Origin of the sequence: Actinosynnema sp. NPDC023658 (genome assembly GCF_040639995.1) — a bacterium.
Lineage (GTDB): Bacteria > Actinomycetota > Actinomycetes > Mycobacteriales > Pseudonocardiaceae > Actinosynnema.
The window spans coordinates 1-24,248 of record NZ_JBFAAX010000054.1; the positions used below are offsets into that span (position 1 = coordinate 1).

Annotated in this window: 24 protein-coding genes and 2 pseudogenes; 12 read left to right on the forward strand and 14 right to left on the reverse strand. The window is 73.5% G+C overall.

Going from position 1 to position 24,248, the window contains the following annotated elements; translation table 11 throughout:
• The 3 genes and pseudogenes from AB0G02_RS09845 to AB0G02_RS09855 all read left to right on the forward strand — a co-directional run.
• A pseudogene (locus AB0G02_RS09845) lies at window positions 1-1,373 on the forward strand (hypothetical protein); the annotation flags it as partial.
• Window positions 1,374-1,408: 35 nt separating this feature from the next.
• On the forward strand, window positions 1,409-1,927 hold the full coding sequence (locus AB0G02_RS09850) for a GtrA family protein (RefSeq protein ID WP_360792098.1): 519 nt from the start codon (window positions 1,409-1,411) through the stop codon (window positions 1,925-1,927).
• A 36-nt stretch (window positions 1,928-1,963) separates the two neighbouring features.
• Window positions 1,964-2,515 (forward strand): GtrA family protein, encoded by a 552-nt coding sequence (locus tag AB0G02_RS09855; protein WP_360792047.1) that lies wholly within the window; start codon window positions 1,964-1,966, stop codon window positions 2,513-2,515.
• 19 nt (window positions 2,516-2,534) lie between these two features.
• On the opposite strand, the gene hisN is transcribed toward AB0G02_RS09855, so the two are convergent.
• Window positions 2,535-3,320 (reverse strand): histidinol-phosphatase, encoded by a 786-nt coding sequence (gene hisN, locus AB0G02_RS09860; protein ID WP_360792050.1) that lies wholly within the window; start codon window positions 3,318-3,320, stop codon window positions 2,535-2,537.
• Window positions 3,321-3,359: 39 nt separating this feature from the next.
• On the opposite strand from hisN, the gene AB0G02_RS09865 reads away from it, so the two are divergent.
• Together AB0G02_RS09865 and AB0G02_RS09870 are read left to right on the forward strand one after the other, a co-directional pair.
• Window positions 3,360-4,025: a response regulator transcription factor gene (locus AB0G02_RS09865; RefSeq protein WP_360792100.1), complete on the forward strand. Its 666-nt coding sequence runs from the start codon at window positions 3,360-3,362 to the stop codon at window positions 4,023-4,025.
• Window positions 4,025-5,299 carry an ATP-binding protein gene (locus AB0G02_RS09870; RefSeq protein WP_360792053.1) on the forward strand — a complete coding sequence of 425 codons (1,275 nt, stop codon included), beginning with the start codon at window positions 4,025-4,027 and terminating at the stop codon, window positions 5,297-5,299. The genes AB0G02_RS09865 and AB0G02_RS09870 overlap by 1 nt, the downstream gene beginning before the upstream one ends.
• Window positions 5,300-5,405: 106 nt before the next feature.
• Here AB0G02_RS09870 and AB0G02_RS09875 read toward each other — a convergent pair.
• The 8 genes and pseudogenes from AB0G02_RS09875 to AB0G02_RS09910 form a co-directional block, all read right to left on the reverse strand.
• A pseudogene (locus AB0G02_RS09875) lies at window positions 5,406-5,654 on the reverse strand (hypothetical protein); the annotation flags it as partial.
• Complete coding sequence (locus AB0G02_RS09880; RefSeq protein WP_360792056.1) at window positions 5,651-8,461, reverse strand: TNT domain-containing protein; 2,811 nt, start codon at window positions 8,459-8,461, stop codon at window positions 5,651-5,653. The pseudogene AB0G02_RS09875 and the gene AB0G02_RS09880, both read right to left, overlap by 4 nt.
• Window positions 8,462-8,475: 14 nt before the next feature.
• On the reverse strand, window positions 8,476-8,784 hold the full coding sequence (locus tag AB0G02_RS09885) for a hypothetical protein (RefSeq protein ID WP_360792060.1): 309 nt from the start codon (window positions 8,782-8,784) through the stop codon (window positions 8,476-8,478).
• Window positions 8,781-9,281 (reverse strand): YbaB/EbfC family nucleoid-associated protein, encoded by a 501-nt coding sequence (locus AB0G02_RS09890; RefSeq protein WP_360792063.1) that lies wholly within the window; start codon window positions 9,279-9,281, stop codon window positions 8,781-8,783. The genes AB0G02_RS09885 and AB0G02_RS09890 overlap by 4 nt, the downstream gene beginning before the upstream one ends.
• Complete coding sequence (locus tag AB0G02_RS09895) at window positions 9,278-9,988, reverse strand: adenosylcobinamide amidohydrolase (protein ID WP_360792066.1); 711 nt, start codon at window positions 9,986-9,988, stop codon at window positions 9,278-9,280. Before AB0G02_RS09895 ends, AB0G02_RS09890 begins: the two co-directional genes overlap by 4 nt.
• Window positions 9,989-10,096: 108 nt before the next feature.
• Window positions 10,097-11,026: a hydroxymethylglutaryl-CoA lyase gene (locus AB0G02_RS09900; protein ID WP_360792068.1), complete on the reverse strand. Its 930-nt coding sequence runs from the start codon at window positions 11,024-11,026 to the stop codon at window positions 10,097-10,099.
• The gene (locus tag AB0G02_RS09905; protein ID WP_360792070.1) at window positions 11,013-11,543 is read right to left on the reverse strand and encodes a PH domain-containing protein; all 531 of its coding nucleotides are present in this window, start codon (window positions 11,541-11,543) and stop codon (window positions 11,013-11,015) included. The genes AB0G02_RS09900 and AB0G02_RS09905 overlap by 14 nt, the downstream gene beginning before the upstream one ends.
• A gap of 54 nt (window positions 11,544-11,597) precedes the next feature.
• Window positions 11,598-12,386 (reverse strand): biotin--[acetyl-CoA-carboxylase] ligase, encoded by a 789-nt coding sequence (locus AB0G02_RS09910; RefSeq protein ID WP_360792072.1) that lies wholly within the window; start codon window positions 12,384-12,386, stop codon window positions 11,598-11,600.
• A gap of 362 nt (window positions 12,387-12,748) precedes the next feature.
• Between AB0G02_RS09910 and AB0G02_RS09915 the strand changes: the two genes are divergently transcribed.
• Both AB0G02_RS09915 and AB0G02_RS09920 read left to right on the forward strand, forming a co-directional pair.
• Window positions 12,749-14,380 carry an acyl-CoA carboxylase subunit beta gene (locus AB0G02_RS09915; RefSeq protein ID WP_360792074.1) on the forward strand — a complete coding sequence of 544 codons (1,632 nt, stop codon included), beginning with the start codon at window positions 12,749-12,751 and terminating at the stop codon, window positions 14,378-14,380.
• Window positions 14,377-14,589, forward strand: a complete 213-nt coding sequence (locus AB0G02_RS09920; protein WP_360792076.1) for an acyl-CoA carboxylase subunit epsilon — start codon at window positions 14,377-14,379, stop codon at window positions 14,587-14,589. The genes AB0G02_RS09915 and AB0G02_RS09920 overlap by 4 nt, the downstream gene beginning before the upstream one ends.
• Before the next feature lie 108 nt (window positions 14,590-14,697).
• Here the strand turns inward: AB0G02_RS09920 and AB0G02_RS09925 are convergent, their stop codons facing one another.
• The gene (locus tag AB0G02_RS09925) at window positions 14,698-15,102 is read right to left on the reverse strand and encodes a hypothetical protein (protein WP_360792078.1); all 405 of its coding nucleotides are present in this window, start codon (window positions 15,100-15,102) and stop codon (window positions 14,698-14,700) included.
• Between the two features lie 106 nt (window positions 15,103-15,208).
• On the opposite strand from AB0G02_RS09925, the gene AB0G02_RS09930 reads away from it, so the two are divergent.
• Together AB0G02_RS09930 and AB0G02_RS09935 are read left to right on the forward strand one after the other, a co-directional pair.
• Window positions 15,209-15,817: a Maf family protein gene (locus tag AB0G02_RS09930; protein WP_360792080.1), complete on the forward strand. Its 609-nt coding sequence runs from the start codon at window positions 15,209-15,211 to the stop codon at window positions 15,815-15,817.
• A gap of 179 nt (window positions 15,818-15,996) precedes the next feature.
• A complete protein-coding gene (locus AB0G02_RS09935; RefSeq protein WP_360792082.1) occupies window positions 15,997-17,316 on the forward strand; it encodes a dicarboxylate/amino acid:cation symporter in 1,320 nt (439 codons plus the stop codon).
• A gap of 97 nt (window positions 17,317-17,413) precedes the next feature.
• On the opposite strand, the gene AB0G02_RS09940 is transcribed toward AB0G02_RS09935, so the two are convergent.
• The gene (locus AB0G02_RS09940) at window positions 17,414-17,929 is read right to left on the reverse strand and encodes a lytic polysaccharide monooxygenase auxiliary activity family 9 protein (protein ID WP_360792084.1); all 516 of its coding nucleotides are present in this window, start codon (window positions 17,927-17,929) and stop codon (window positions 17,414-17,416) included.
• 486 nt (window positions 17,930-18,415) lie between these two features.
• On the opposite strand from AB0G02_RS09940, the gene AB0G02_RS09945 reads away from it, so the two are divergent.
• Both AB0G02_RS09945 and AB0G02_RS09950 read left to right on the forward strand, forming a co-directional pair.
• The gene (locus AB0G02_RS09945; protein WP_360792086.1) at window positions 18,416-19,441 is read left to right on the forward strand and encodes a CehA/McbA family metallohydrolase; all 1,026 of its coding nucleotides are present in this window, start codon (window positions 18,416-18,418) and stop codon (window positions 19,439-19,441) included.
• A 126-nt stretch (window positions 19,442-19,567) separates the two neighbouring features.
• Window positions 19,568-20,236 carry a hypothetical protein gene (locus AB0G02_RS09950; RefSeq protein WP_360792088.1) on the forward strand — a complete coding sequence of 223 codons (669 nt, stop codon included), beginning with the start codon at window positions 19,568-19,570 and terminating at the stop codon, window positions 20,234-20,236.
• A gap of 63 nt (window positions 20,237-20,299) precedes the next feature.
• Here AB0G02_RS09950 and AB0G02_RS09955 read toward each other — a convergent pair whose 3' ends face one another.
• The 3 genes from AB0G02_RS09955 to gabT all read right to left on the reverse strand — a co-directional run bounded on the left by AB0G02_RS09955 (window position 20,300) and on the right by gabT (window position 23,735).
• Window positions 20,300-20,932 carry a hypothetical protein gene (locus AB0G02_RS09955; RefSeq protein WP_360792090.1) on the reverse strand — a complete coding sequence of 211 codons (633 nt, stop codon included), beginning with the start codon at window positions 20,930-20,932 and terminating at the stop codon, window positions 20,300-20,302.
• Window positions 20,933-21,048: 116 nt separating this feature from the next.
• Complete coding sequence (locus AB0G02_RS09960; RefSeq protein WP_360792092.1) at window positions 21,049-22,479, reverse strand: aldehyde dehydrogenase family protein; 1,431 nt, start codon at window positions 22,477-22,479, stop codon at window positions 21,049-21,051.
• The gene (gene gabT / locus AB0G02_RS09965; RefSeq protein WP_360792094.1) at window positions 22,476-23,735 is read right to left on the reverse strand and encodes a 4-aminobutyrate--2-oxoglutarate transaminase; all 1,260 of its coding nucleotides are present in this window, start codon (window positions 23,733-23,735) and stop codon (window positions 22,476-22,478) included. Before gabT ends, AB0G02_RS09960 begins: the two co-directional genes overlap by 4 nt.
• Window positions 23,736-23,816: 81 nt before the next feature.
• Between gabT and AB0G02_RS09970 the strand changes: the two genes are divergently transcribed.
• The coding region (locus AB0G02_RS09970) for a PucR family transcriptional regulator ligand-binding domain-containing protein (protein WP_360792096.1) at window positions 23,817-24,248 on the forward strand (432 nt) is incomplete at its 3' end.

Here is a 24,248-nt window from a genome sequence, read left to right on the forward strand (position 1 = left end):
CGGCCCTGGTGGTCGCCGTGGTGATCGGCCTGGCCTCCGGCGAGGAGCAGGAGGTGCCCGCGGCCCAGACCGCGCCGGCGCCCACCTCCGCGATTGCGCAGCCCACCCGGCCGCCGGCCGCCACCACGCCCCCCGCGTCGACGCCGCCCGCCTCCACTTCCCCGGCCCCCACCACCGAGCCGGCGCCCACGACCGAACCCGCGCCGACCGAACCCGAACCCACCACCGAACCCGCGCCGTCGCCGGAACCCGGACCTCAGCCGCAGCCCGAGCCCGAGCCCGAGCCCGAGCCCCAGCCGGCACCGCCGAACCTGGTGCCGGTCCTGCCCGGCGGGTTCGTCCTGACGCCCGGCGAGGAGCCGGTCGACCTGCCGGTCACCGTGCGCAACTCCGGCGAGACGGCCTCGGGACCGGTGAGCACCGCGCTGGTGCTGCCGCCCGGCGTCCGGTCCGTCGGCCCCGCCGCGTCGTTCGCCGGCGCGCGGGTGGTCGGGCTGGACGGCGCGGCGGACCAGTCCGTGCCCTGCCCGGCCGGGGTCGGCACGGTGACGTGCGCGACCGCGCAGGGCATCGCGCCCGGCGGCACGGCGACGTTCCTGTTCCGGGTGCGGGCCGACTGGGAGGCGATGACCGGCCGCATCACCGGCACCGTCACCGCGGGCACGTCGCTGAGCGTGCCGATCGACTTCGGCGTCGAGGTGCGCCCGGCGCGCGACGACCTGGAGCTGCTGGTCCGCAAGTGGCAGCACGGGTTCTGGGAACCCCGGTTGGACGTCGAGGCCACCAACACCGGCGGCCGGGCGGCGGACCTGCGGCTGGTCGTGGAGGCCGACGAGCACCTCACCCTGGTCGCGCTCCGGCGCGGTTGCGAGCGCGGGTGGAACCGGGTGGTGTGCGAGGTGCCGCTGGCGCGCGGCGAGTCGTTCCGGCTGGGGGTGTGGGCCTTCGGGTCTCCGCACCGCGACGGGGTGGTGCGCGTCTCAGCGACCCTGGGCACCGCGTCGGAGAGCGTCGAGGTGCCCATCTCGATGCGTCCCGGCGACGACGACCACCACCACCCGCAGCCGCCGGAGGACACGCCCACGACCACCCCGGAACCGACGACCACGCGCTCGACGCCGCCACCGACGACGACCACGACCACCACGCGGCCGACCACGCCGACGACCACCGAGCCGTCCACCCCGACGGAGCCGTCGAGCCCGTCCACCGAACCGTCGGTCCCCGCCTCGACGCCGCCCGCGGAGCCGACCACGACCGAGCCGGCGCCGACCACGCCACCGGACCGCAGCGAGCCGTGTCAGCCCAGGTCACCGTGGCTGCCGCCGCTGCTGGACGTGCTGCTGCCCGGCCACTGCCGCACCCCTTCGTGATCGTTCGATCACGCTGTCGGTAGCCTGCCCCGGTGCTGCCACTAGTGCGCAGGGTCCTGGGTCTGCTGCCGCAACCGGTCCGCTTCCTGATCAACAAGCACCGCGAGCTGATCCGCTTCGCCGTCGTGGGCGGCACGACCTTCGTGATCGACAACGGGGTCTGGTACGCGCTGAAGCTGACCGTCCTGCAGGACAAGGTGGTCACGGCCAAGGCCATCGCGGTGCTGGTGGCGGTCATCTCGTCGTACGTGCTCAGCCGCGAGTGGTCCTTCCACACCCGCGGCGGGCGTGAGCGGCACCACGAGGCGGCCCTGTTCTTCCTGGTCAGCGGCATGGGCATCGGGGTGAACCTGCTCCCGCTCTACGTCTCGCGGCACGTGTTCGACCTGCACTCCGAGGCCGCCGACTTCGTCTCCGGATCGGTGATCGGCATGCTCCTGGCCACTGGTTTCAAGTTCTGGGCGATGCGGAAGTTCGTGTTCCCCGAGGCGGACGCCCGGCCGTCGGTGCGGCCGCTGCGGGTCATGGACGACGATCAGCGCGAAGTCGCCTGAACAGGTCTTCCACACCGCTTTCCGTAGACTGCTCGGGTGTCCGTTGTCGAAAGCGTCGTCCGGCGCCTGCCCGAACCGCTGCGCTCGCTGGCCCTCAAGCACCGGGAGCTGCTGAAGTTCGCCGTGGTCGGCGGCGTCTGCTTCGTGATCGACACGGTCATCTTCTTCACCCTGAAGACGACCGTGCTCAGCGAGAAGCCGGTCACCGCGAAGATCGTGGCGACGCTGGTCGCCACCATCGTCTCGTACGTGCTCAACCGCGAGTGGTCGTTCAAGACCAGGGGCGGTCGGGCCCGCCGGCACGAGGCGGCGCTGTTCTTCCTGGTCAACGGCATCGGCATCGCGCTCAACTCGTTGCCGCTGTGGGTCTCGCGCTACCTGCTGCACCTGCAGGAGCCGCACATCAGCCGGGTGGCCGAGGAGCTGTCCGACTTCCTCAGCGCCCAGGTCGTCGGCACCCTGATCGCCATGGCGTTCCGCTGGTGGGGCTACAAGAAGTGGGTCTTCCCCGAGGCCGACTTCCGCCCGCGCCGCGTGACCAGGTCCTACGACCGCCTCGACGACGAGAACCCGCTCGGCCACCCCTGACGACGGCGGCGGCCGGGGGTCAACGGCCCTCGGTCAGCACCTTCAGCGCCGCCTCGTGCAGGTGCCCGTTGCTGGTCAGCACGGTGCCGCCATCGAAGCGCGGCACACCGCCGAGGTCGCTGAACCGGCCGCCGGCCTCGGTCACCAGCACCTGGAACGGCGCCACGTCCCACGGGTTCACGATCGGCTCCGCGGCCACGTCGATCGCGCCCTCCGCGACCAGGCAGTGCTGCCAGAAGTCCCCGAACGCCCGGTTCTCCCAGCACGCGTCGACCAGGTCCAGGTAGGCCTCGCGGGAGTGGTGCTCGACCCACGTGCCCAGGTTCGTGGTGGACAGGTAGGCGTCGGACAGGTCGCGCACCGCCGACACGGAGATCGGCCGCTCACCCGTCGCGTCCGAGGTGTGCGCGCCACCGCCCGCCGAGGCCCACCACCGGCGGCCCAACGCGGGCGCGCTGACCACGCCGACCACCGGCACGCCGTCCACGACCAGCGCGATCAGGGTCGCCCACACGGGCACGCCGCGCAGGAAGTTCTTGGTGCCGTCGATCGGGTCGACCACCCACGCCCGGCCCTCGCCCGCCGTGCCGCCGCGCTCCTCGCCCGCGACCTCGTCGCCCGGCGCCTCCACCGCGAGCACCGCGCGGATCGCGTCCTCGACCGCCACGTCCGCGTCCGTCACCGGCGTGCGGTCGGGCTTGCGCTCCACCACCAGGTCGAGCGCGCGGAACCGGGCGGTGGTGATCTTGTCGGCCTCGTCGGCCAACCGGAGCGCCAAGGACAGATCTGCACGAAGGTCGGACACGCACCGGATCGTGCCACGCCTACGCTGGGTGGTGTGAGCGTGGTCTTGTTGGCCGAGGACGACCCGGCGATCGCCGAACCGCTCTCCCGCGCGTTGCAGCGGGAGGGGTATCAGGTGCAGGTGGTCACCGATGGCCCGGGTGCGTTGGACGCAGCCGAGCACAGCGGTATCGACCTGCTGGTGCTCGACCTCGGCCTGCCCGGGATGGACGGGCTGGAGGTGTGCCGCAGACTCCGCGCCGGCGGGCGCGGCCTGCCGGTGCTGATGCTCACCGCGCGGTCCGACGAGGTCGACTTCGTCGTCGGTCTCGACGCGGGCGCGGACGACTACGTGGCCAAGCCGTTCCGGCTGGCCGAGCTGATGGCCCGCATCCGCGCCCTGCTGCGCCGCCGCGCGCCCGGCACGCTGGAGGTCAACGGCGTGCGGATGGACCTCGGGGCCCGCCGCGTCACCGTGGACGGCATGGAGGTGCAGCTGGCGAACAAGGAGTTCGAGCTGCTGCGCGTGCTGATCCAACGCGCGGGCCAGGTGGTGCACCGCGACGAGATCCTCTCCGAGGTCTGGAACGACCCGGAGCTCAAGAGCAGCAAGACCCTCGACATGCACATGTCGTGGTTGCGGCGGAAGCTCGGCGACGTGCGCTCGGTCGAACGCCGCATCGCCACCGTGCGCGGTGTCGGCTTCCGCTTCAACACCGCCGACTGATGCGCACCCGGATCCTGCGGGCGATCCTGCTGGCCGTCGCGGTCACCGGGTTCGCCCTCGGCATCCCCCTCGGTTACACGGCGCTGCGGCTGGTGGAGGACGGCGCCCGGACCGACCTGGCGTCACGGGCGCAGCGGATCGCGGCGTCCATCGACGACCAGATCGCGAGCGGGCGGCCGATCGACCTCAAACCGGTCGAGGTGGGCGTGCCCGAGGGCGGTCACCTCCTGGTCACGTCGTCCGGCGGCACGCTGGAGTTCGGCCGGCAACCCGGCCCGGACCCGCTGGCGGTGGAGGTGCCGATCGCGCAGCAGGGCACCGTCCGGCTGGAGCTGACGGCGGCTCCGATGCGCACCGCGCAGTACCAGGTGGCGGCGCTGGTCGTGCTGCTGGTCGTGCTGTCGGTGAGCACCGGCACGGTGGTGGCCACGGTGACGGCGCGCAAGCTCGCCAAGCCGTTGCGGCACGTGGCGGCGCGCGCGGCCCGGCTGGGGGCGGGCGACTTCCGGCGGGACGACCGGCGGCACGGCGTGCCCGAGCTGGACCTCGTCGCCGACGCGCTGGACCGGTCCGCGGGTGCGCTGGCGGAGCTCGTGCAGCGGGAGCGGGAGCTGGTCGGTGACGTCTCGCACCAGCTGCGCAGCCGGTTGACCGCGTTGCAGCTGCGGTTGGAGGCGCTGGCGCTGCACCCCGACCCGGACACGGCGGTCGAGGCGCGGGCGGCGTTGGAGCAGGCCGAACGGCTGGCCGAGGTGCTCAACGAGATGCTGGCCGCCGCGCGGGCCGCCCGCGCGGTCGGTGCGGAACCGCTCGACCTCGGCACCGAGCTGCGGGCCATCGCTGAGGAGTGGCGCGAGCCGTTGCGCCGCGTCGGGCGCGCGCTGCGGGTGAAGGTGCCGGACGGTCTGCTGGCCCGCGCCACGCCCGCGCGGCTGCGTGAGGCCATCGGGGTGCTGCTGGACAACGCGCTGAGGCACGGTGAGGGCCTGGTCGTCGTCTCCGCGCGGCGTGACGACGGGACGGTGGTCGTGGAGGTGGCCGACGGCGGCTCGGGCGTGCCGGACGAGCTGGCGCACCACATCTTCGAGCGCGGGGTGTCCGGCGGCGGGTCCACCGGCGTGGGGCTGGCGTTGGCGCGCGCGCTGGTGGACGCGGACGGCGGGCGGCTGGAGCTGTCCACCGCCCGGCCCGCGACGTTCGCCCTGTTCCTGCCCGTGCCGAAGGCCGAGGACGTGGTGGGCGTGCCCTGGCGGGCCGACTTCACGCCTCGCTAGGCGCGGCCTGCGGCTGTGCGGCTTCCGGCTGCGCGCTGTCCGAATGCGCGGTCTGCGCAGGCTGTGCGGCCTCCGGCTGCGGGGTTTCGGGTCGGTTGTCGGGTCGGGGCAGCACGCCGACCGCGCCGCGCACGACCTGCGCCCACACCAGCCGGCCGAACAGGTAGTGGCAGGCGACGTCCTCGCTGGTGAACGCCGCCCAGTCGTACCGGTTGCCCTGCTCGCGCCAGAAGACCTCGAAGCCCTCCTCGCTCGGCAGCAGGCACCACGTGTTGTCGGCCTCGGTCCCGATCGACACGACCTCGGCGGGCACGCCGACCGCCAGCAGCCAGCCCTGGATCGACTCCGCGTTCATGCCATCTCCTCCAGGTAGCCCAGCGCGACGAGGTCGGCTACCGGGTGGGTGGCGCGGAAGCGCGCCCCGCCGCCGGGCTGGCCGAACCACTCGGCGGACAGGGTGAACCACACCGGCAGCACCTTGGCCACGCGGTAGCGGTGGTAGCCGGCGCCGACCAGGGCGGGCGGCAGCGAGCGCTCGGCGTAGGGCGTGCCGAGCTGGGACAGCACCCGGCCTTCCGGCCCGCCGAACCGGTCCAGCTCCACGCCGACCGCCAGGACACCGGGCTGACCGGCCTCGTAACCGCCCTCGGGGAACAGCTCACCGGGCGGCCAGGCGTACTCGGGCGGGTCGGCCCGGACCAGGAAGCGGCGGTCCCAGTCGCGCTCGTGCAGCCCCGCCAGGGGGTCGTAACCGTCCAGCAGCGCCGGGTCGGGCGAGCCGCCGGGCGTGAGGACGAGCCGCGGCCGGTTGACCGCCGGCACCGGGTCGGCGGGCACCGCGTCGGTCGACGCCGCGTCGGTCGGGTCCGCGCCGGAGAGCCGGGACCGCACCCCGTCCGGGCCCGCGATGGCGACCCGCAGGTCCAGGCCGAACCGGGCGGAGTCGTCCACCAGGTGCCCGTCCGGGTGACCCTGCGGCTCGAAGCGCAGCCCCGCCGCGAAGGTCTCGTCCTCCGACGGCGCGGGCAGTTGGCGGGCGGGCTCGGCGCTGGGCGGCGGGAGCATCCCGCCGGGGAACATGTGCAGCAGGAACAGCGCCACGGTCTCGTTGGTCGGTTCGGCGGTCTGCGCGGCCTTGACCGGGGGGCCGGACGGGGTGTCGTCCGCTGCCACCGAGGTCGGCAGGACGCCCGACGCGGGGCCGGCCGGGAGCGTCCCGGTGGCACCGCGACCGCCCACCGGGACGGGGATGATCGCGAACCCGAGGTCGCCGTCCGTCACCTGCTGGGCTACGGCGGCCAAGGCGTCCTTGATGTCCTTCGCCTGCGTGTCCTTGAGGTCGCCCTTGACCGCGCCGTCGGCCTTCGACTGGCCGCTGTCGGTCTTCGGTTGGCCGTCCGCCTTGGCGGCGGCGTCGCCCTTGGCCGGGGCCGCGCCCGCGTCCTTGGCCTGACCGCCCTGACCCGAGCCCTGCTGACCCTGGCCCGACTGACCGGCCGGCGTCTGGCCCGGCTGGGACTGACCGGATGAGGGCTGTCCGGGTGCCGTCTGGCCGGGCTGCGGCTGACCGGGCTGGGTGGCGCGGGCGTCGGCCTTCTGGGCCGCCTGCTGACCGGGTGCCTGGTTGGTCGTGGCGGCGTTGGCCGGCGCGTTGGCCGCGGCGTTCGCAGCGGCATTGGCGGCGGCGTTCGCGACCGGGGCCGCCTGGGCGACGGCCGGAGCCGCCGCGGGCAGTCCGCCCCCGGAGGGGCCACCGACGGACGGGGCGTTGAACGCGGGTCCTTGCGGTGCGGTCGGGTTCGCGGCCGGTGCGGCGGGCTGGGCGGGCGCGTGCGACGCGTCCACGGGCGGGAGCAGCGGTCGGTCCAGGACCGCCGCCGCCGACTGGTGGACCACGCCCTCGGTGTGGACGACCGCGTCCACGACCGGGCCGGCCGCCCCCGGGCCGAGGACCGGGTTCACCAAGTCCCCGACCACGTTGCCGAGGTTGGGTGCCGCGCTTGGCCGGCCGGGTCCGTTGCCCTGCGCCGGTCCGTTGTCGTAGCCGGGTCCGTTGCCCGGCCCGTTGTCGTGACCGGGTCCGTTGCCCGGTCCGTTGTCGCGCCCCGGTGCCACGGTGTCGACCGCGCCGTGGACCACGTCCGCCGCGCCCTGGACCGTGTGGCCGACCGCGCCGTCCACCGCGCCGCCGACGCCGTGGGCGACCTCGCCGGCCCGGTCCAGCACCGGTTCCACCACGGCCGCGACGGGCGGCGCGACCGAGCCGACCGTCTGCACGACGGGCTCCGCCACCGCGCCGACCGTGTCGGTCACCGCGCCGACCAGGCCACCGACCAAGCCGGGCGACTGGCCGGCACCCGGGACCGCCCCACCGGGAGCACCGTGCGCACCGCCGGGAGCCGCACCGGCCGGAGCACCGGCCGTGCCCTCGGAGCCGGGCAGCAGGCCGTCGAGCAGCCCTCCGCCCTGACCGCCGCCGAGCAGGCCGCCGCCGAGCGGACCGCCATTACCGAGCGGACCACCGCCGTGCGACTGGCCGGGACCACCGGCGGCACCGCCACCATGACCGGCACCATGACCGGCGCCGGCGCCCTGACCCGCGTCACCGTGCCCGTGCGCACCGGGGTTGGCGTCGACCGGCGGGTGGTGCCCGCCGATCTGCACACCGCTGTCCAGCCGCACCGCACTGGCCAGCGTATCGGTCAGGTGGGCGACGTTCGCCGCCGCACCGCGCACCGCCGCGTCCAGCCCCAGCAACGCCGTCGGGTGCCCGGCGTTCGCGGCCTGCTGCGCCGCGTCGTTGTTCTTCGCCAGGTTCACCAGCTCGCGCACCAGCTCGACCTTGGCCGCGCCGATCTGCTCGGCGGCGTGGTCCAGCCGGTCGGCCGCCGCGTGGCAGCCGCGCACCACGGAGTTCAGCGTGCCGTCCGGCGCGGTGAACTTGTTCCAGTGGCCGCGCGCCGCGTCCGCGGTCGACCCGGACATGGCGGCCAGCGCCTTGCCCGCCGACCCGTCGGACTCGCCCGCCAACGTGGACAGCTTGGTCCCCGCCTCGCGCCACGCGGTCGCGGACGCGCGCAACGCGTCCTCGTCGGCCTGGGGCCAGGAGACCCCGGCCTTGGCGGCGACGTCGGCCAGTTCGGCCGGCAGCTCGATCCCCATCACGGCCCCCTGAGTCAGATCGCGCCGAGCGCGTTGCGGTTGCCCTCTTCGGTGTCGCGGTAGGTCCGGGCCGTCTCGGCGAAGCGCTCACCGATGCCGCCGAACCCGGCGCTCAACCCGTTCAACCCGCTCAACGCCTCGCCCGACGGCTGCACGTGGCTCGACGCGAAGCTCTGCCCGATCGCGTCACCGCCCCAGCACGCGCCGATCGAGTCGAGCACGCCGCCCAGTTCGCCGGCGATCTTCCCGGCCCGCTCTGCGAACGCGGCGAAGTCGTCGGCGCCCTCGGCCAGCCGGGCGAGGTCGGTCCGGAAGCCGGTCATCTCGTTCTCCTCGCCCGCGTGCGGATCGGGGTGGTGGTGTCGGACTCGAGCCACTCGCGCTGCTCGAAGTCCTCGTCGTCGACGGCCGGGCGACGTCGCTTCGGTTCCGCCGACGGGAACGCTTCGGTGTCGTCCGGGCGGATCTCCTCCGGACGGAGGTCGGCGGTGCCGCGCACCAGCGCCTCGGGGTCCGTGCCGGCCGGCAGCACCGGGCTCAACGTCCGGTAGGCGCCCTCGGCGGCCCTGGCCACCGCTTCCCGCGTCGTGCGCACGATCAGCTGGGCGAGCTGCGCCGGCCGCAACCGGTACGCGCCGTCGCCCAGCTCCAGGTCGGTGAGCGTGCCCCTGGCGTCGACCACGGCGGTCACCGAGCCGTCGGGGCTGGTGGCCGAACCGGAGATCCGGGCCAGGTCGCGCTGCACGGACGCCAGCTGGTCGCGGCTGCGCCGGTAGTCGGCGAGCAGCTCGTCCACCTGGGCGCGGTGATCGGTCGTCACGGCCACCTCCGGTTCTCGCCGTCGCCGGGCATGGTCGTCGGTCGCGCGTTGGACGTTACGACCCCGACCCCGGTTCCGCGTCGTTCCAGGGAAATCCCGGCGAGGACGGCGCGGTGGACCGTTCGGGCCAACGCGGCCCCGACCACCGACCGGGGCCCGCCGTAGGGCTCGACCCGGCCGTCCGCCGGGCACAGCAGCACGACCGCGTCCGTGACCGTCCCGGTGCCCGGCACGCCCGCCTCGCCCAACGCCTGCGCCTTGGCCTCGGCAACCGTCGCGACGGCGTTGACCAGGGCCGCGTCCGCCAGCCGCACCGGCAGCACGCACACCGCGTTGATGGTGCCCACCGCGGGCACGTCGCCGGGCACGTCCTCGTCGGGCACGTCCTCGGCCGGCGGTCCGGCCGCCCACGTCGGGTGCGCGCCGATCCCGGTCGTCACCCAGGACCGCACACCGCCGTCGGCCTCCACCACCACGTCCCGCACGTCGACGGCGGTGAGGAGCCCGGTGCCCGCGCCGCGCAGGCCGAGGTCCGCCGCGATCTCACCGACGTGCGCGTCCGGGTCGAGCCGCGCGTAGTCCTTGGGCACGGTCGCGTTCAGCACCCAGTGCCGCAGGCCCAGCCCACCGCCGTGCGGGCCGGACGAGATCGCCAGAACCGGCTCGGGCAGCCGCCACACCAGGACGCCGGGGTGCCGTTCGATCACAGCGCCCCCACGGCGTTCACCAGCGCCCCGACCGCGTGCCGTCCGGCCGGAACAGCTCCTCCGGCAGCGGCCACGTCTCCGGGGGTCGGCTCGACGACCCGCACCGCACTACCCCCGCAGCGCCCGGACCACCCGCGACGGGCTCGGCCGGCCCAACCGCTCCGCCATCCACGCACTCGTGTCCGCGAGCTTGTCCAGGTCCACGCCGTGCTCGACGCCGAGCCCGTCGAGCATCCACACCAGGTCCTCGGTGGCCAGGTTGCCGGTCGCGGACTCCGCGTACGGGCAGCCACCCAGGCCACCCGCCGACGAGTCGACCGTCCGCACACCGGCCTGCAACGCGGCCAGCGTGTTCGCCAACGCCTGCCCGTACGTGTCGTGGAAGTGCACGGCGAGCCGGTCGACCCCGTCGAAGCCGGCCAGCAGCGCGGTCACCTGACCGGGGGTCGCCACCCCGATCGTGTCACCGAGCGACAGCTGGTCGCAGCCCATGTCCAGCAGCCTCTTGCCGACGCCGACGACCTGGTCACGCGGCACGGCGCCCTCCCACGGGTCGCCGAAGCACATCGACACGTACCCGCGCACGGCCAGCCCTTCGGCCTTGGCGCGGGACACGACCGGGTCGAACATGGCGAACTGCTCGTCCAGCGACCGGTTGAGGTTGCGCTGCGCGAAGGTCTCGGTGGCGCTGGCGAAGATCGCCACGTGCTCGACGCCCGCCCGCAACGCCCGTTCCAGCCCGCGCTCGTTGGGCACCAGCACCGGGTAGGCCACGCCGGGGCGCTTGACCAGACCGGCCAGCAGCTCCTCGGCGTCGGCCAGCTGCGGCACCCACTGGGGGTGCACGAAGCTCGTGGCCTCCAGGACCGTGCCGCCCGCGTCGGCCAGCCGGTCCAGGAACTCCAGCTTGGTGCCGACCGGCACGACCTCGGACTCGTTCTGCAGCCCGTCCCGCGGTCCGACCTCCCAGATCGTCACGCGGTCCGGCAGTCCATCCGCGCCGACCGTGTCCGGCAGGCCGACTTCACGCGCGCCCATCTGTGACCCTGTCCTCCGTCCGGTGGTCGTCGGCCGGGTTGTCGTTGATCTCCCGGTACAGCAGCGAATGCACCTTCTCCACCCGCCCGATGTCGTCGAACTCCAACGGCTCGTCCGACGCCGACTCGATGATCAGCGTGCCGCAGCCGAACAGCCGGTCCACCAGGTTGTGCTCGAAGCGGACGCTGTCGACGCGGCTCAGCGGGATGTCCAGGCCGGTGCGCTTGAGCACGCCGATCCGGTACATCACCCGTTCGCTGGTGATGATGAAGTGCGTGGTGCGCCAGCGCAGCAGCGGCGCCGCCGTCAGCCAGGCGACGAGCACCGCGACGAGCGCGCCGAGCACGATCCACGCGACCGGCGTCCAGCCCAGGTCCGACACCACCACCGCGAGGTAGGCGCCACCGCCGACCGCGACGACGAGCGCGAGCACCGGACCGAGCAGCGTCTTCCAGTGCGGGTGCTGGTGGATCACGACGTGCTCGCCGGGGCTGAGCAGGTCGTCCGGGTAGGCCACGGCGGTCCCCTTAGGTGGCGGCGCTCGCCCCGGAGTCGTCCTCTCGGGGCGACCTCACCGTACCCGCAGGTGCACCACGTCCCCGGCGGAAACGGAGTGGTCGGTGCCCTCGGCGTCGCGCACCACGAGCGTGCCGTCGGGCTCCAGGTCGTGGGCCGTGCCGATGAGCGGCTCGCCGCGGGCCAGGTCCACCCGCACCCGGCTGCCCAGCGTGACGCAGTGGCGGCGGTACTCGTCGCGCAACGACGGCTCGTCGCCGCCCGCCCGCCGCCACTGCTGCTCCAGCGCGGCCAGCTCGGTGAGCAGCGTGATCGCCACCGCCGTGCGGTCCAGCGGACCGGCGTGGTCCTCGAGGCTGGTCGGCCGCAGCCCGCCCGCGCCCGGTTCGACGTCGTCGGGCAGCGCGGCCACGTTGAGCCCGATGCCGACGACCACGGCCTGCGCCACGCCCGCGGTGATCTCGGCCAGCACGCCCGCCGCCTTGGCGTCACCGATGAGCAGGTCGTTCGGCCACTTCAGGGTCGCCCCGACACCCAGGCCGGCCGCAGTGCGGACCAGCGCCAGGCCCGCGAGCAGCGTCAACCACGGCAGGCGCGACGGCGGCACCCCGGTCGGGCGGAACAGCACGCTCACGTAGAGGCCGCCGCCGGGCGAGATCCAGCCCCGGCCGCGCCGCCCCTGCCCGGCGCTCTGCCGCTCCGCGATGAGGACGGTGCGGTCGTGCGCGCCCCGGCTCGCCGCGCCGCGCAGGTCGTGGTTGGTGGAACCGGTCTCGGCCACCACGTCCAGTGCCGCGTAGGGACCGATGAGCTTGTCGCGCAGTGCGGCGGTGTCCAGAGTCACGTCCGCACCTTATGAGCGACCCGCCCCGCTCGCTTCGTCGGAGCGGTGTGGATGCGGGACGGGTCGCCGCGGCCAAGCCTGCAACCTCCACCGCGCTGGAGGTCAACGGCCCTCCGTGCCGCCGGCGGACGATCGCGAGGTCGCGTCGGGCGTTCGTGACCTATCACGGCGATCACGCTCTTCGCTCGCCGCCGTCTCCGGGGGAGCGGCCACCAGCACCGTCGCGTCGGGCGGTCGTGACCCATTTCACGGCCATCACGTCCTCCGATCGCAGTGAAATCGGCCGCGAACGCCCGACTCCCCAGCGACCTCGCCGCCGTCTCCGGAGGAGCGGCGATCGGGCAGAGTTAAGCTGCCGCGCTATGAGCAGTGCGACCGCCCCCATCGGCGAGGAGCCGGACGTCCACACCACGGCCGGGAAGCTGGCCGACCTGTACCGGCGCAACGAGGAGGCCGTGCACGCCGGCTCGGCGCGCATGGTCGAGAAGCAGCACGCCAAGGGCAAGAAGACCGCCCGCGAGCGCATCGAGCTGCTGCTCGACCCGGGTTCGTTCATCGAGCTGGACGAACTGGCGCGGCACCGCTCGACCAACTTCGGCCAGGAGCGCAACCGGCCCTACGGCGACGGCGTGGTGACCGGCTACGGCACCGTCGACGGCCGTCCGGTGTGCGTGTTCAGCCAGGACGTCACGGTCTTCGGCGGCTCGCTCGGCGAGGTCTACGGCGAGAAGATCGTCAAGGTCATGGACCTGGCGATCAGGACCGGCCGGCCGATCATCGGCATCAACGAGGGCGGCGGCGCGCGCATCCAGGAGGGCGTCGTCTCGCTCGGCCTCTACGGCGAGATCTTCCGCCGCAACGTGGCCGCGTCCGGCGTCGTGCCGCAGATCTCGCTGATCATGGGCGCGAACGCGGGCGGCCACGTCTACTCGCCCGCGCTGACCGATTTCGTGGTCATGGTCGACAAGACCTCGCACATGTTCATCACGGGCCCGGACGTGATCAAGACCGTCACCGGCGAGGACGTCGGCTTCGAGGAGCTGGGCGGCGGGCGCACGCACAACACCAAGTCGGGCAACGCGCACTACCTCGGTGACAACGAGGAGGACGCCATCTCCTACGTCAAGGAGCTGCTGTCCTACCTGCCCGCGAACAACATGTCCGAGCCGCCGGTCTTCGACGCGCCCGACGACCTGGTGCACGGTTCGGTCGAGGAGTCGGTGACCGACTCCGACCGCGAGCTCGACACGCTGGTCCCGGACTCGGCCAACCAGCCCTACGACATGCACGAGGTCATCACCCGCGTGCTGGACGAGGGCGAGTTCCTGGAGGTCCAGCCGCTGTTCGCGCCGAACATCCTGGTCGGGTTCGGCCGGGTGGACGGCCACTCCGTCGGCATCGTGGCCAACCAGCCCACCCAGTTCGCGGGCTGCCTGGACATCGACGCCTCGGAGAAGGCGGCGCGGTTCGTGCGCACCTGCGACGCGTTCAACGTCCCGGTGCTGACCTTCGTCGACGTGCCCGGCTTCCTGCCCGGCACCGACCAGGAGTGGAACGGCATCATCCGGCGCGGCGCGAAGCTGATCTACGCCTACGCCGAGGCGACCGTGCCGCTGGTCACCGTGATCACCCGGAAGGCCTACGGCGGCGCGTACGACGTGATGGGCTCCAAGCACCTGGGCGCGGACGTCAACCTGGCGTGGCCGACGGCGCAGATCGCGGTCATGGGCGCGCAGGGCGCGGCGAACATCGTGCACCGCAAGACGTTGGCGAACGCGGTGGCCGAAGGTGAGGACGTCGACGCGCTTCGGGCCCGTTTGCAGCAAGAGTACGAAGACACCCTCTGCAACCCTTACGTGGCCGCCGAACGCGGCTATGTTGACAGTGTGATCCCTCCCTCTTTCACGCGTTCGTACGTCGCCAGGGCGCTGGCGATGCTGCGCGACAAGCGCGAGGCGCTGCCGCCCAAGAAGCACGGGAACATCCCGCTGTGAGCGGGGCACCGCACCTCCGGGTGGTGCGCGGGAACCCGGACGACGTGGAGCTGGCCGCGCTGGCAGCGGTCGTGGCCGGACTGGCCTCGGCCGGTGGTCCGGCGGGCGACGAGCCGACGCGCTCGGCGTGGTCGGACAAGTCCAGGCAGGTCAGGCGCCCGTTGCCGCACGGCCCGGGCGCGTGGCGGTCCTTCGGCCTGCCCGGCTGAGCCCTCCCAACCCGCACGCGACCGCCGTCGGATCACCACACCGGCGGCGGTCGTCGGCGTGCCCCGACCCGCTCGACGGTCGAGAACCGCTCGACGGTCGAGAACCGCTCAGCAGTCGACGCGCCGTGAGTTGACCCGCACGCCCGTGTCACCGAGCACGGTCACCTCGCGGCACCGCGTCCCGTCCGGCACGTGCAGGCGCACCCGCATCCACATGGTGTCGACGCCGGTCCGCGCCTCCAGGACCTCGACGCCCTCGGCGGCCACCGCCGACGGCACCGCGTCGAGATGCCGCAACGCCCGCGCGATCGTGGTCACCTCGTCCATGACGCGGTACTCGACGCGGTCGCTGCCGTTCGCGAACGGCCAGAACGGCACTCCGTAGCCGACGGGGTCGGTGGACACGACCCGAGCCGCCAGGACCAGGAGCAGGACGGCCGGCACCGCCAGGAGCCACCGGTGACGCCCTCGCCCGCGGTCGACCCGGCGCACCACCAGAGCCAATCGCTGCACCTCTTCGAGGGTGCCCAAGCGCCTCGCCGTGCGCATCGGTAGTTCTACGCAGCACTGCGGTCCCGCACCGGGCGGCCGTCCCGCGGCACGTCCTAGGCTGCACGCCGTGCGCTTCGTCCTCGCCTCCCAGTCCCCCGCCCGCCTGGCCGTGCTCCGCGCCGCCGGGGTCGAACCCGTCGTCCGCGTGTCCGGCGTCGACGAGGACGCGCTGGCCGCCTCGCTGGCCGACCCGACGCCGGAAGAGCTGGTCACGGCGCTGGCGACGGCGAAGGCCGAGGCCATCGCCCGCGACGAGGACGATGACGCGGTGGTCGTCGGCTGCGACTCGATGCTGCGCACCGCCGACGGCGAGGTGCACGGCAAGCCGGGCACGGTCGAGGTCGCGCGCGAGCGGTGGAAGAAGATGGCCGGCACCACCGGCACCCTGCTGACCGGGCACGCCGTGCTGCGGCTGCGCGGCGGGCGGGTCGTGGCGCGCGCCGTCGGGCACGAGGCGACGCTGGTCCGGTTCGGCCGCCCGTCCGACGACGAGTTGGAGGCCTACCTGGCGACCGGCGAGCCGCTGCACGTCGCGGGCGCGTTCACGCTCGACGGCCTGGGCGGCTGGTTCGTGGACGGCATCGACGGCGATCCGTCCAGCGTCATCGGCATCAGCCTGCCGCTCACGCGCGCCCTGCTGCGTCAAGTGGACGTCGCGGTGTCCGACATCTGGTAGCCGTTGTCACATTTCCGCTGATCCGGGAAGCTCTCCGAAGCACCTTCGCGTTGGGAGAGCTGTGGGTGAACTGCTGACGCGCCGCCGTCACATCGACTTCGGGCGCAGGACGAACACGGGCTGTCAGGGCTGACGCCCCTCCCGTCGTCCACCCCTGCGCAGCCAACCCGGAGCACGTCGTGTCGTTCGTCCGCAGTTACACCAAGCCGAAGGTGTTCGGCGTCACCGTCCTCGCCGCGCTCGTCCTGGGCGCGCTCGCGGGGTACCTGGCCAAGACCACCGGTCAGGCGTGGCTCACCACCACCCTGGGTCACATCGGTGACGTCTTCACCAGCCTCTTGCAGTTCACCGTCATCCCCCTGGTGTTCACCGCGATCGTCGTGGGCATCACCAGCCTCCGCCGCCTGGGCACGAACCGCGCGGCGCGGCTGGGCGGCAAGACGCTGCTGTGGTTCGCCACCACGTCGCTGATCGCCGTGCTCATCGGCCTCGCCATCTCGTTGATCTTCAAGCCCGGCTCGGGCGTGCACGTCGAGCCGTCGCAGGCGGCGGTGGAGAAGCTCGCCGCCCGCGACCAGGGCTCGTGGAGCACCCTGCTGGACACCCTGATCCCGTCCAACCTGTTCAGCGCCTTCACCGAGGGCGAGGTGCTCCAGGTCGTGTTCATCTCGGTGCTGGTCGGCTTCGCCGCGTACGCGCTGGGTGAGAAGGCCACGCCGTTCGTCACGCTGACCCGGTCGGCGTTCGACCTGATCCAGAAGATCGTCGGCTGGGTCGTGCTGCTCGCGCCGATCGGCGTGTTCGGCCTGATCGGCACCGCGTTCGCCACGTACGGCAACTCGTTCGTCCGACCGCTGTTCTCGCTGATCGCGGCCGTGTACGGCGGGTCGCTGCTGGTGCTGTTCGTGGTGTACCCGCTGCTGCTGCGGTTCGTCGGCCGGGTGTCGCCGGTGACGTTCTTCGCGAAGGCGTGGACCGCGATCCAGTTCGCCTTCGTGTCCCGCTCGTCGGGCGCGACCCTGCCGCTGAGCAGGCAGACCGCGGCCAACCTCGGCGTCGACAACGACTACGCGTCGTTCGCCGTGCCGCTGGGCACCACCACGAAGATGGACGGTTGCGCCGCCGTGTACCCGGCCATCGCCACGGTGTTCATCGCGAACCTGTTCGGCGTGCAGCTGGGCGTGTGGCAGTACGTGGCGATCGTCGCGGTCGCCGTGTTCGGCGCGCTGGCCACCGCCGGGACCACCGGCTGGTTCACCATGCTGACGCTGACCCTGGGCGCGGTGAACATGCCGCCGGAGGTCATCGCCACCGGTGTCGCCGTGGTCTACGCGATCGACCCGATCCTGGACATGGTCCGCACGGCCACCAACGTGACCGGCCAGATCACCGTCCCGGTCCTGGTCGCCCGCACCGAGGGCCTGCTGGACGACGAGGTGCTGAACGCCCCGAGCGAGCCCCCGCTGCTCACCACCCCGCGCGCCCCGGTCCCCGCCTGACCCGCCACCCCGCCCCTGAGCGCAGTCGCTGAGCGTTGAACTCACCGCTCGCGAACGTAGGACTCTCGCGGCCTGGACGTAGGACTCTCGCCGGTTGTCAGCTCGCGTTCACGTCGATGCACGCGTAGAACGCGTTCGAGGTGTCACCGATGTTCCAGATGGCGAGCACCGTCTGACGGCCGGACGCACCGAGGTCCACCGTGTGCGACACGGTGGCCGGGGGCTGCTGCATGCCGCCGTCGAAGTAGCCGACCCGCCTGCCGCTGACGTAGTACTCGTAGCTGGCGGTGCGGTGCCGGGCGGTGAAGGTCCAGTTGAACGTGACCGACCGGCCGGTGTTCGCGACCTGCCAGCCCTTGCTGTTGTCGTTCAGCTCGGCGAACCGGGCGACGCCGCCGTTGCAGCTGCGCAGGCCCTTGGGGCCTTCGACGCTCTGCGGCTCCCACTTGATGTCGCCGCACGCCACGACACCGCGGGCGCACTGGGCCTGACGACTGGCGGGTGAGGACACGTATCCGTGCGCGAACGCGGGCGCCGAGGGCAGGGCGACCGTCACGAGCGGGGCGACGAGAAAGCCTGCCGCCACTGCGGCGATCCTTCGGCGGAGTGACATGTGGACTCCTCTGATCGGATGGGCGGAAACGCTTGTGGCGAACGCCAACCCGAGTGCGCTGGGTGGAGCGTTCACCCATACGCGGCGGCAGGTCTAGACCATACTCTCCGTGACTGCGCCGTGACAACCGTCATTCGGGCGGTTGTCGCCTGCTTGTCCTGTTCGCATGAACGTCGACGAGTCAACCTTCGATGTAACGGTTCGCGAACAGATCATGACTCAGAGTCACGAGACGAGGGTTGCCCACACCTTCGCGCTCCCGTGCGAGGCGATCTACTACAACGGCACAGCCACCTGGTCCGACCGGTCGGTCGGCATCACCGGGGCATTCAAAGCCGGCAACTGCGGGCGGATCCACGTGCGGTCGTTCATCGGCAGCACCACTCCGGACTTCCGGAGTCCCGTTCGGGACAAGCGGCGAGGACCGGGTGATCGACCGGGAGCGCTCGGCTCCGTCGACGGACGGCGTCTCGCTAGTCTGCGGTCGTGGCAGGGGGCGACGGGATCGTGGACTTGCGGCAGGCGGCGTCCTCCCCGCCGACGCGGGTGGTCGGCCGGGGGCGTGGTTGGTACCGCGGCGATTGCCACGTGCACTCCGAGCAGTCGCACGGCACGGACCGGACGCCGGAGCAGTTGGCCGCGGAGGCGCGGGCGCTCGGGCTCGACTTCATCGCGGTGACCGAGCACAACGCGGCGGCTGCCCACGAACGGTGGGGAGCGGTCGCCGGGGACGACCTGCTGGTGGTCCTGGGGCAGGAGGTGACCACCCGCACCGGCCACTGGGTCGCGCTGGGCCTCGCCCCGGGGCAGGAGGTCGAGTGGCGCTACGGCGTTCGCGACGACGTGCTCGACCGGCACCTCGCGCCGGTCCGCGAGGCCGGTGGGCTGTGCGTGGCCGCTCACCCGCACGCCCCGTACCCCGGTGGCGCGCTGATGTACCCCTTCGACGCGTTCGACCTGGTCGAGGTGTGGAACGGGGTGTGGCGCTCGGACCTGCCGTGGAACGCGGACAACGAGGCGGCCTCGGCGGAGTGGGGTCGCGGCCTCGCCGCAGGGCTGCACCGCGGTCGGTGGCAGCCGGCGATCGGCAGCAGCGACGCGCACCTGGAGGGCCAGCTCGGCCGCCCGCACACCGTGGTGCTGGCCGACGAGCTGAGCACCGCCGCGGTGCTGGCCGGTCTGCGCGCCGGCCGCAGCTGGCTCGCGGACTCGACGGCCGTCGAGCTGTCTTTCGAGGTCCTGGCCGGTGATCGCGCCGCCGGCATCGGGGACCGGGTGCACGCCCGCGGCGAACCGGTCGTGGCACGGCTCGACGTCGTCGGCGTACCGTCCGGCTCGGTGAGCTTCCACACCGAGCAGGGCGTCGCTCACCGGGAAGCGTTGCCCGCGCACGGGTCCGGGACGGTCGAGTGGCGCTTCTCCGGCGCGGACACCGGTTTCGTGCGGGTGCAGGTGCGGTACGACGACGGGTCGATGGCCGCGATCACCAACCCCGTGCTCGTGTCGCCCTGACGCGCGGCACAGTTCCCCAGGCACCCGACCGCGCCACCGGGGCGCGTCACCGCGCCGGATCCGTGCAGCGGTCCGGCGGCGTGCGGGCGCTCAGGCGCCGGCGATCAACGAGCTAGCCTGGGACCGGTGACCGACGAGCACACCGCGCGGATCGACGTGACGCGGCTCCCCGACGACCTCGTGGCGCTGATCGATCGGCTGGGGCCCGGCGAGGAGTTGGTCATCACCCGCAACGGGGACGCGATCGCGACGATCTCCGGCACGGGCGGCGTGGTCGGTGCCGGGGCGGTACCCGGTTTCCCGGCGGACGAGGTCCCCGGACCGCCGACCGCGGACTACGGAGACGACGTGGTGGTGGTCGCCACGGCGATGAAGCTGTCGGCGTCGGCACGGTCGGCGCTGTCCGCCCAGCTCGGCCCGGACTACATCGTGCTCGACATGCACGCGGCGCCGACGACGGCGGACGTGCTGCTGGTGCCACCGGCCAGCCCGCAGCTGATCGGGAGCCTCCGGGGCCTGTACCCCAAGGCGCGGGTCGTCATCGCGGAGATCGAGGACCGCGAGCTCGGCGTCGTCCACCGCGGCCCGGTCCGGCGCATGCTGGAGGCCGGTGCGGAGACCTACCTGATGTCGACCACCATCCCCAAGCTGGCCAGGCAGCTCGACCGGACCGTCACGCAACGGCCGCAGCTCGTCGACGGCACCGCCGCGCGACTGGAGATCGAACCCGCGACGACGGACCGCCGTCTCCCCGGTGACGGCGCGTGGGAGCACCTCCACCCGGACCACGACTGACGGACCTGTCCGCGCGGACGGAGATCCACCCCGGCAGGTACTCGTCCAGGCCCTTCGCGGCCGTCACCGGTCCCCGTCCCGCAGCACGCGGTCGACGTGCGCGGGCAGCTCGTCGTAGCCCAGCACCGTGGTCAGCGGCGACGTCACGATCGCGGTGGACCGCTCGTCCGCGCCCTCCGCGATGGCGTCCGCGGTGCGCCCGCTGCCGCGCAGCACGACCAGCGGCCGGTTGTGGCCCAGGCTGTGCTCGGCGTCCTCGAAGCTGATCGCGCCGCCGTTGACCAGCACGGTCAGCGAGGGCCGCGACCCGGCCACCACGCCGGCCACCTCGGCCAGCCACGGCGACTCGTCGCCCCACGTGCCGCCGGGCACCAGCACCAGGTGGGTGTGGTTCGGCTCGAACGCGGCCACGTCCGCGGCGACCTCGGCGGCCACCCCGATCAGCGGGAACGCGCCGCCCGCCGCCGCCCGCGCCAGCCCGGCGGCCCGCATCACGCCGACGTCCGTGCCACCGTCGACCACCGCCGCGCCGCACTCGTCCAGCAGCGGCACGAGGTCGCGCAGCACGAGCGCCAGCGCCTCCACGTCCGCCCGGTCCATCCTGGCCGCACCGCCGACCAGCACGAGCACCGGCCGGTCGAGCGGCAGCCCGGCCCCGGCCAGCTCGGCCGTCGAGGTCACCCGCACCCTGTCCACGATGGGCGACCGTACCGGCGCGCGGCCACTCCCACCCCGTCGCCCACGCGGCGGACGGCGTCGATCCGATCACGCGCGGCGCGCGGGACCAGGGGGCGAACGGCCGGGACGCCGGGTTACAGCTCCAGTCCGGTGAGGACGAGGACGCGCTGCTCGGTCAGGTCGTCCATGGCCGCGCGCACCCCCTCGCGGCCGGTGCCGGACTCCTTGACCCCGCCGTACGGCATCTGGTCGGCGCGGAAGCTCGGCACGTCACCCACGATCACCCCGCCCACGGCCAGGCGCTTGGCCGCGCGGAACGCCAGTCGGACGTCGTGCGTGAACAGTCCCGCCTGGAGCCCGAACCGGGACGCGTTGACCCGGTCGAACGCCTCGTCGACCGACGGCACGGCGTCCAGCACCACGACCGGGCCGAACACCTCCTCGTCCACCACCTTGCACGCGGGCGGCACGTCGGCCAGCACGGTCGGCTCGTAGGTCGCACCCGTCCGGCGGCCGCCGGTCAGCACCCGCGCGCCCGCCGCCACGGCCTCGTCCACCCACGCCTCGACCCGCCGCGCCGCGGCCTCGTTGATCAGCGGGCCGACGTCGGTGGCCGGGTCGGTCGGGTCGCCGGTGCCGAGCCCGCGCACGTGCGACACCACGGCGTCGGCGAACGCCGGGTACACGTCGGAGTGCGCGTACACGCGCTGCACCGAGATGCACGACTGCCCGCCCTGGTACATCGAGAACGTCGCGATCCGCTGCGCCGCCCAGTCCAGGTCCGTCCAATCAGGACAGACGACGGCGGCCGCGTTGCCGCCCAGCTCCAGCACGACGTGCTTGCGCGGCACCCGGTCCAGGATCGAGTAGCCCACCGGACCGGACCCGGTGAACGACACCACCGGCAGCCGGGGGTCCTCGGCCAGCGCGCCCGCCACCTCGTTGGGCACCGGCAGCACCGACCACGACCCGGCGGGCAGGTCCGCCTCGGCCAGCAGCTCGCCCAGCAGCAGCGCCACCAGCGGCGTCGCGGGCGCCGGCTTGACCACGATCGGTGCGCCGACCGCCAGCGCGGGCGCGACCTTGTGCGCCACCAGGTTCAGCGGGAAGTTGAACGGCGCGATGCCGAGCACGGGCCCGCGCGGAGCCCGCCGCACCAACGCCAACCGACCGTTCGCCGCCGGGTCGGTGTCCAGCCGCTGGAGCTCGCCGGAGAACCGACGCGCCTCCTCGGCGGCCCAGCGGAACGTCGACACCGCCCGGTTGACCTCCATCCGCGACCACTTCACCGGCTTGCCCGACTCGGCGGTGATCAGCGCGGCCACCTCGTCGGCGCGTTCGGCCAGCCGCCGCGACACGTGGTCCAGCGCGGCCGCCCTGGCGTGCGCGGGCAGGCCTGCGAACTCCTCGGCCACGGCGTGCGCGGACGCGACGGCGCGTTCCACGTCCTCGGCGGTCGCGTGGGACGTCACACCGGCGAGGGCGCCGTCGTGCGGGGTGCGGATCTCGACCGGGTCGTCGCTCGTCGCGGGCTGTCCCGCGACCCAGTACGGCGTCGTCGTCACTCGATGGCTCCTTCAAGCACGTCCAGGCCCTCGGCCAGCAGCTCGTCCGGGATGACGAGCGGTGGCAGCAGGCGGATCACGTTCCCACGGGTGCCGCAGGTCAGCACGACCACCCCGGCCGCGTGGCAGGTGGCGGCCACCCGCGCCGCGACCTCGGCGGAGGTCAGCTCCACGGCGAGCATCGCGCCCCGGCCGCGCACCTCGACGACCGCGTCGGAGGTGAGCGCGCGCAGGCGGGGCAGCACGGTCGCCTCGATGCGCCGCGCGGCGGCGTTCAGGTCGAGGTCGCGCATGGTGTCGATCGCGCCCAGCGCGGCGGCGCACGCGACCGGGTTGCCGCCGTAGGTGCCGCCCAGGCCGCCGGGGTGCACGGCGTCCAGCACCTCGGCCCGCCCGGTGACGGCGGCCAGCGGCAGGCCGCCCGCGATGCCCTTCGCCGTGGTCACCAGGTCCGGCACCACGCCCTCGTGGTCGCACGCGAACCAGTCGCCGGTGCGGCAGAACCCGGTCTGGATCTCGTCCGCGACCAGCAGCACGCCGTGCGACCGGCACCAGTCCGCGAGGGCGGGCAGGAAACCGGGCGCGGGCACGACGAACCCGCCCTCGCCCTGGATCGGCTCGACCACGACGCACGCGATCCCGTCCGGTCGGTCGACGGCGGCGACGGCCCGCCGTGCCGCCTCCTCGCCGCCCAGGCCGTCGTGCAGGGGGTGGGAACCGGGGACGCGGTGCACCTCGGGGGTGAACGGGCCGAAGCCGCGCTTGTAGGGCATCTCCCGGGCCGTCAACGCCATGGTGAGGTTGGTGCGGCCGTGGTAGGCGTGGTCGAACACCACGACACCCGGTCGCCCGGTGGCGTGCCGGGCGATCTTGACCGCGTTCTCCACCGCCTCCGCGCCGGAGTTGAGCAGCACCGAGCGCTTGTCGTGCCCGCCGGGGGTCAGCTCGGCCAGCCGTTCGCACACGTCCAGGTAACCCTCGTACGGCGTGACCATGAAGCAGGTGTGGGTGAACCGGTCGACCTGCTCGTGCACCGCCCGCGCGACGCGGGGCGCGGGGTTGCCGACACCGGTCACCGCGATGCCGGAGCCCAGGTCGATCAACCGGTTGCCGTCCACGTCGACCAGCAGGCCCGGCTCGGCGTGGTCGACGAACACCGGGAGCACCGACCCGACGCCCGCCGCGACCGCGCCCTTGCGCCGCTCGGCCAGCTCGCGGGAGCGGGGGCCGGGGATCTCCGTGCGCAGTCGGGCCATGGCTCCAGCATCGACCCGCCGGCCGTGCGACGACAGTGTCCGGTGTGGCGATCCACCGGTCGCGGGCTGTACACAGTGTCCATGGTGTTGACGGTCGGGGCGCTGGCCCGCGAGGTCGGTCTGCCCGTGCTCGTGGACGCCGGGCTGGACCGGCCCGTGGCGTGGGTGCACAGCACCGAGCTGGCCGACCCGACGCCGTTCCTGGAGGGCGGTGAGCTGCTGCTGACCACCGGCATCGCGCTCGGGCCGCACGGCGACTACGTGCGGCGGCTGGTGGCGGCGGGTGCGGTGGGCCTCGGGTTCGGCACCGGCCTGAGCCACGACCGGGTGCCCGAGGACCTGGTCCGGGCCGCCCGGGACGCCGGGCTGGCGTTGCTGGAGGTGCCGAGGCCGACGCCGTTCATCGCGATCACCAAGGCGGTGTCGCGGGCCGTCGCGGCCGACGAGTACGCGGCGCTGGCGCGCACCAGCGCGGCGCAGCGGTCGCTGACCCGTGCCGCGGTCGCCGACGGG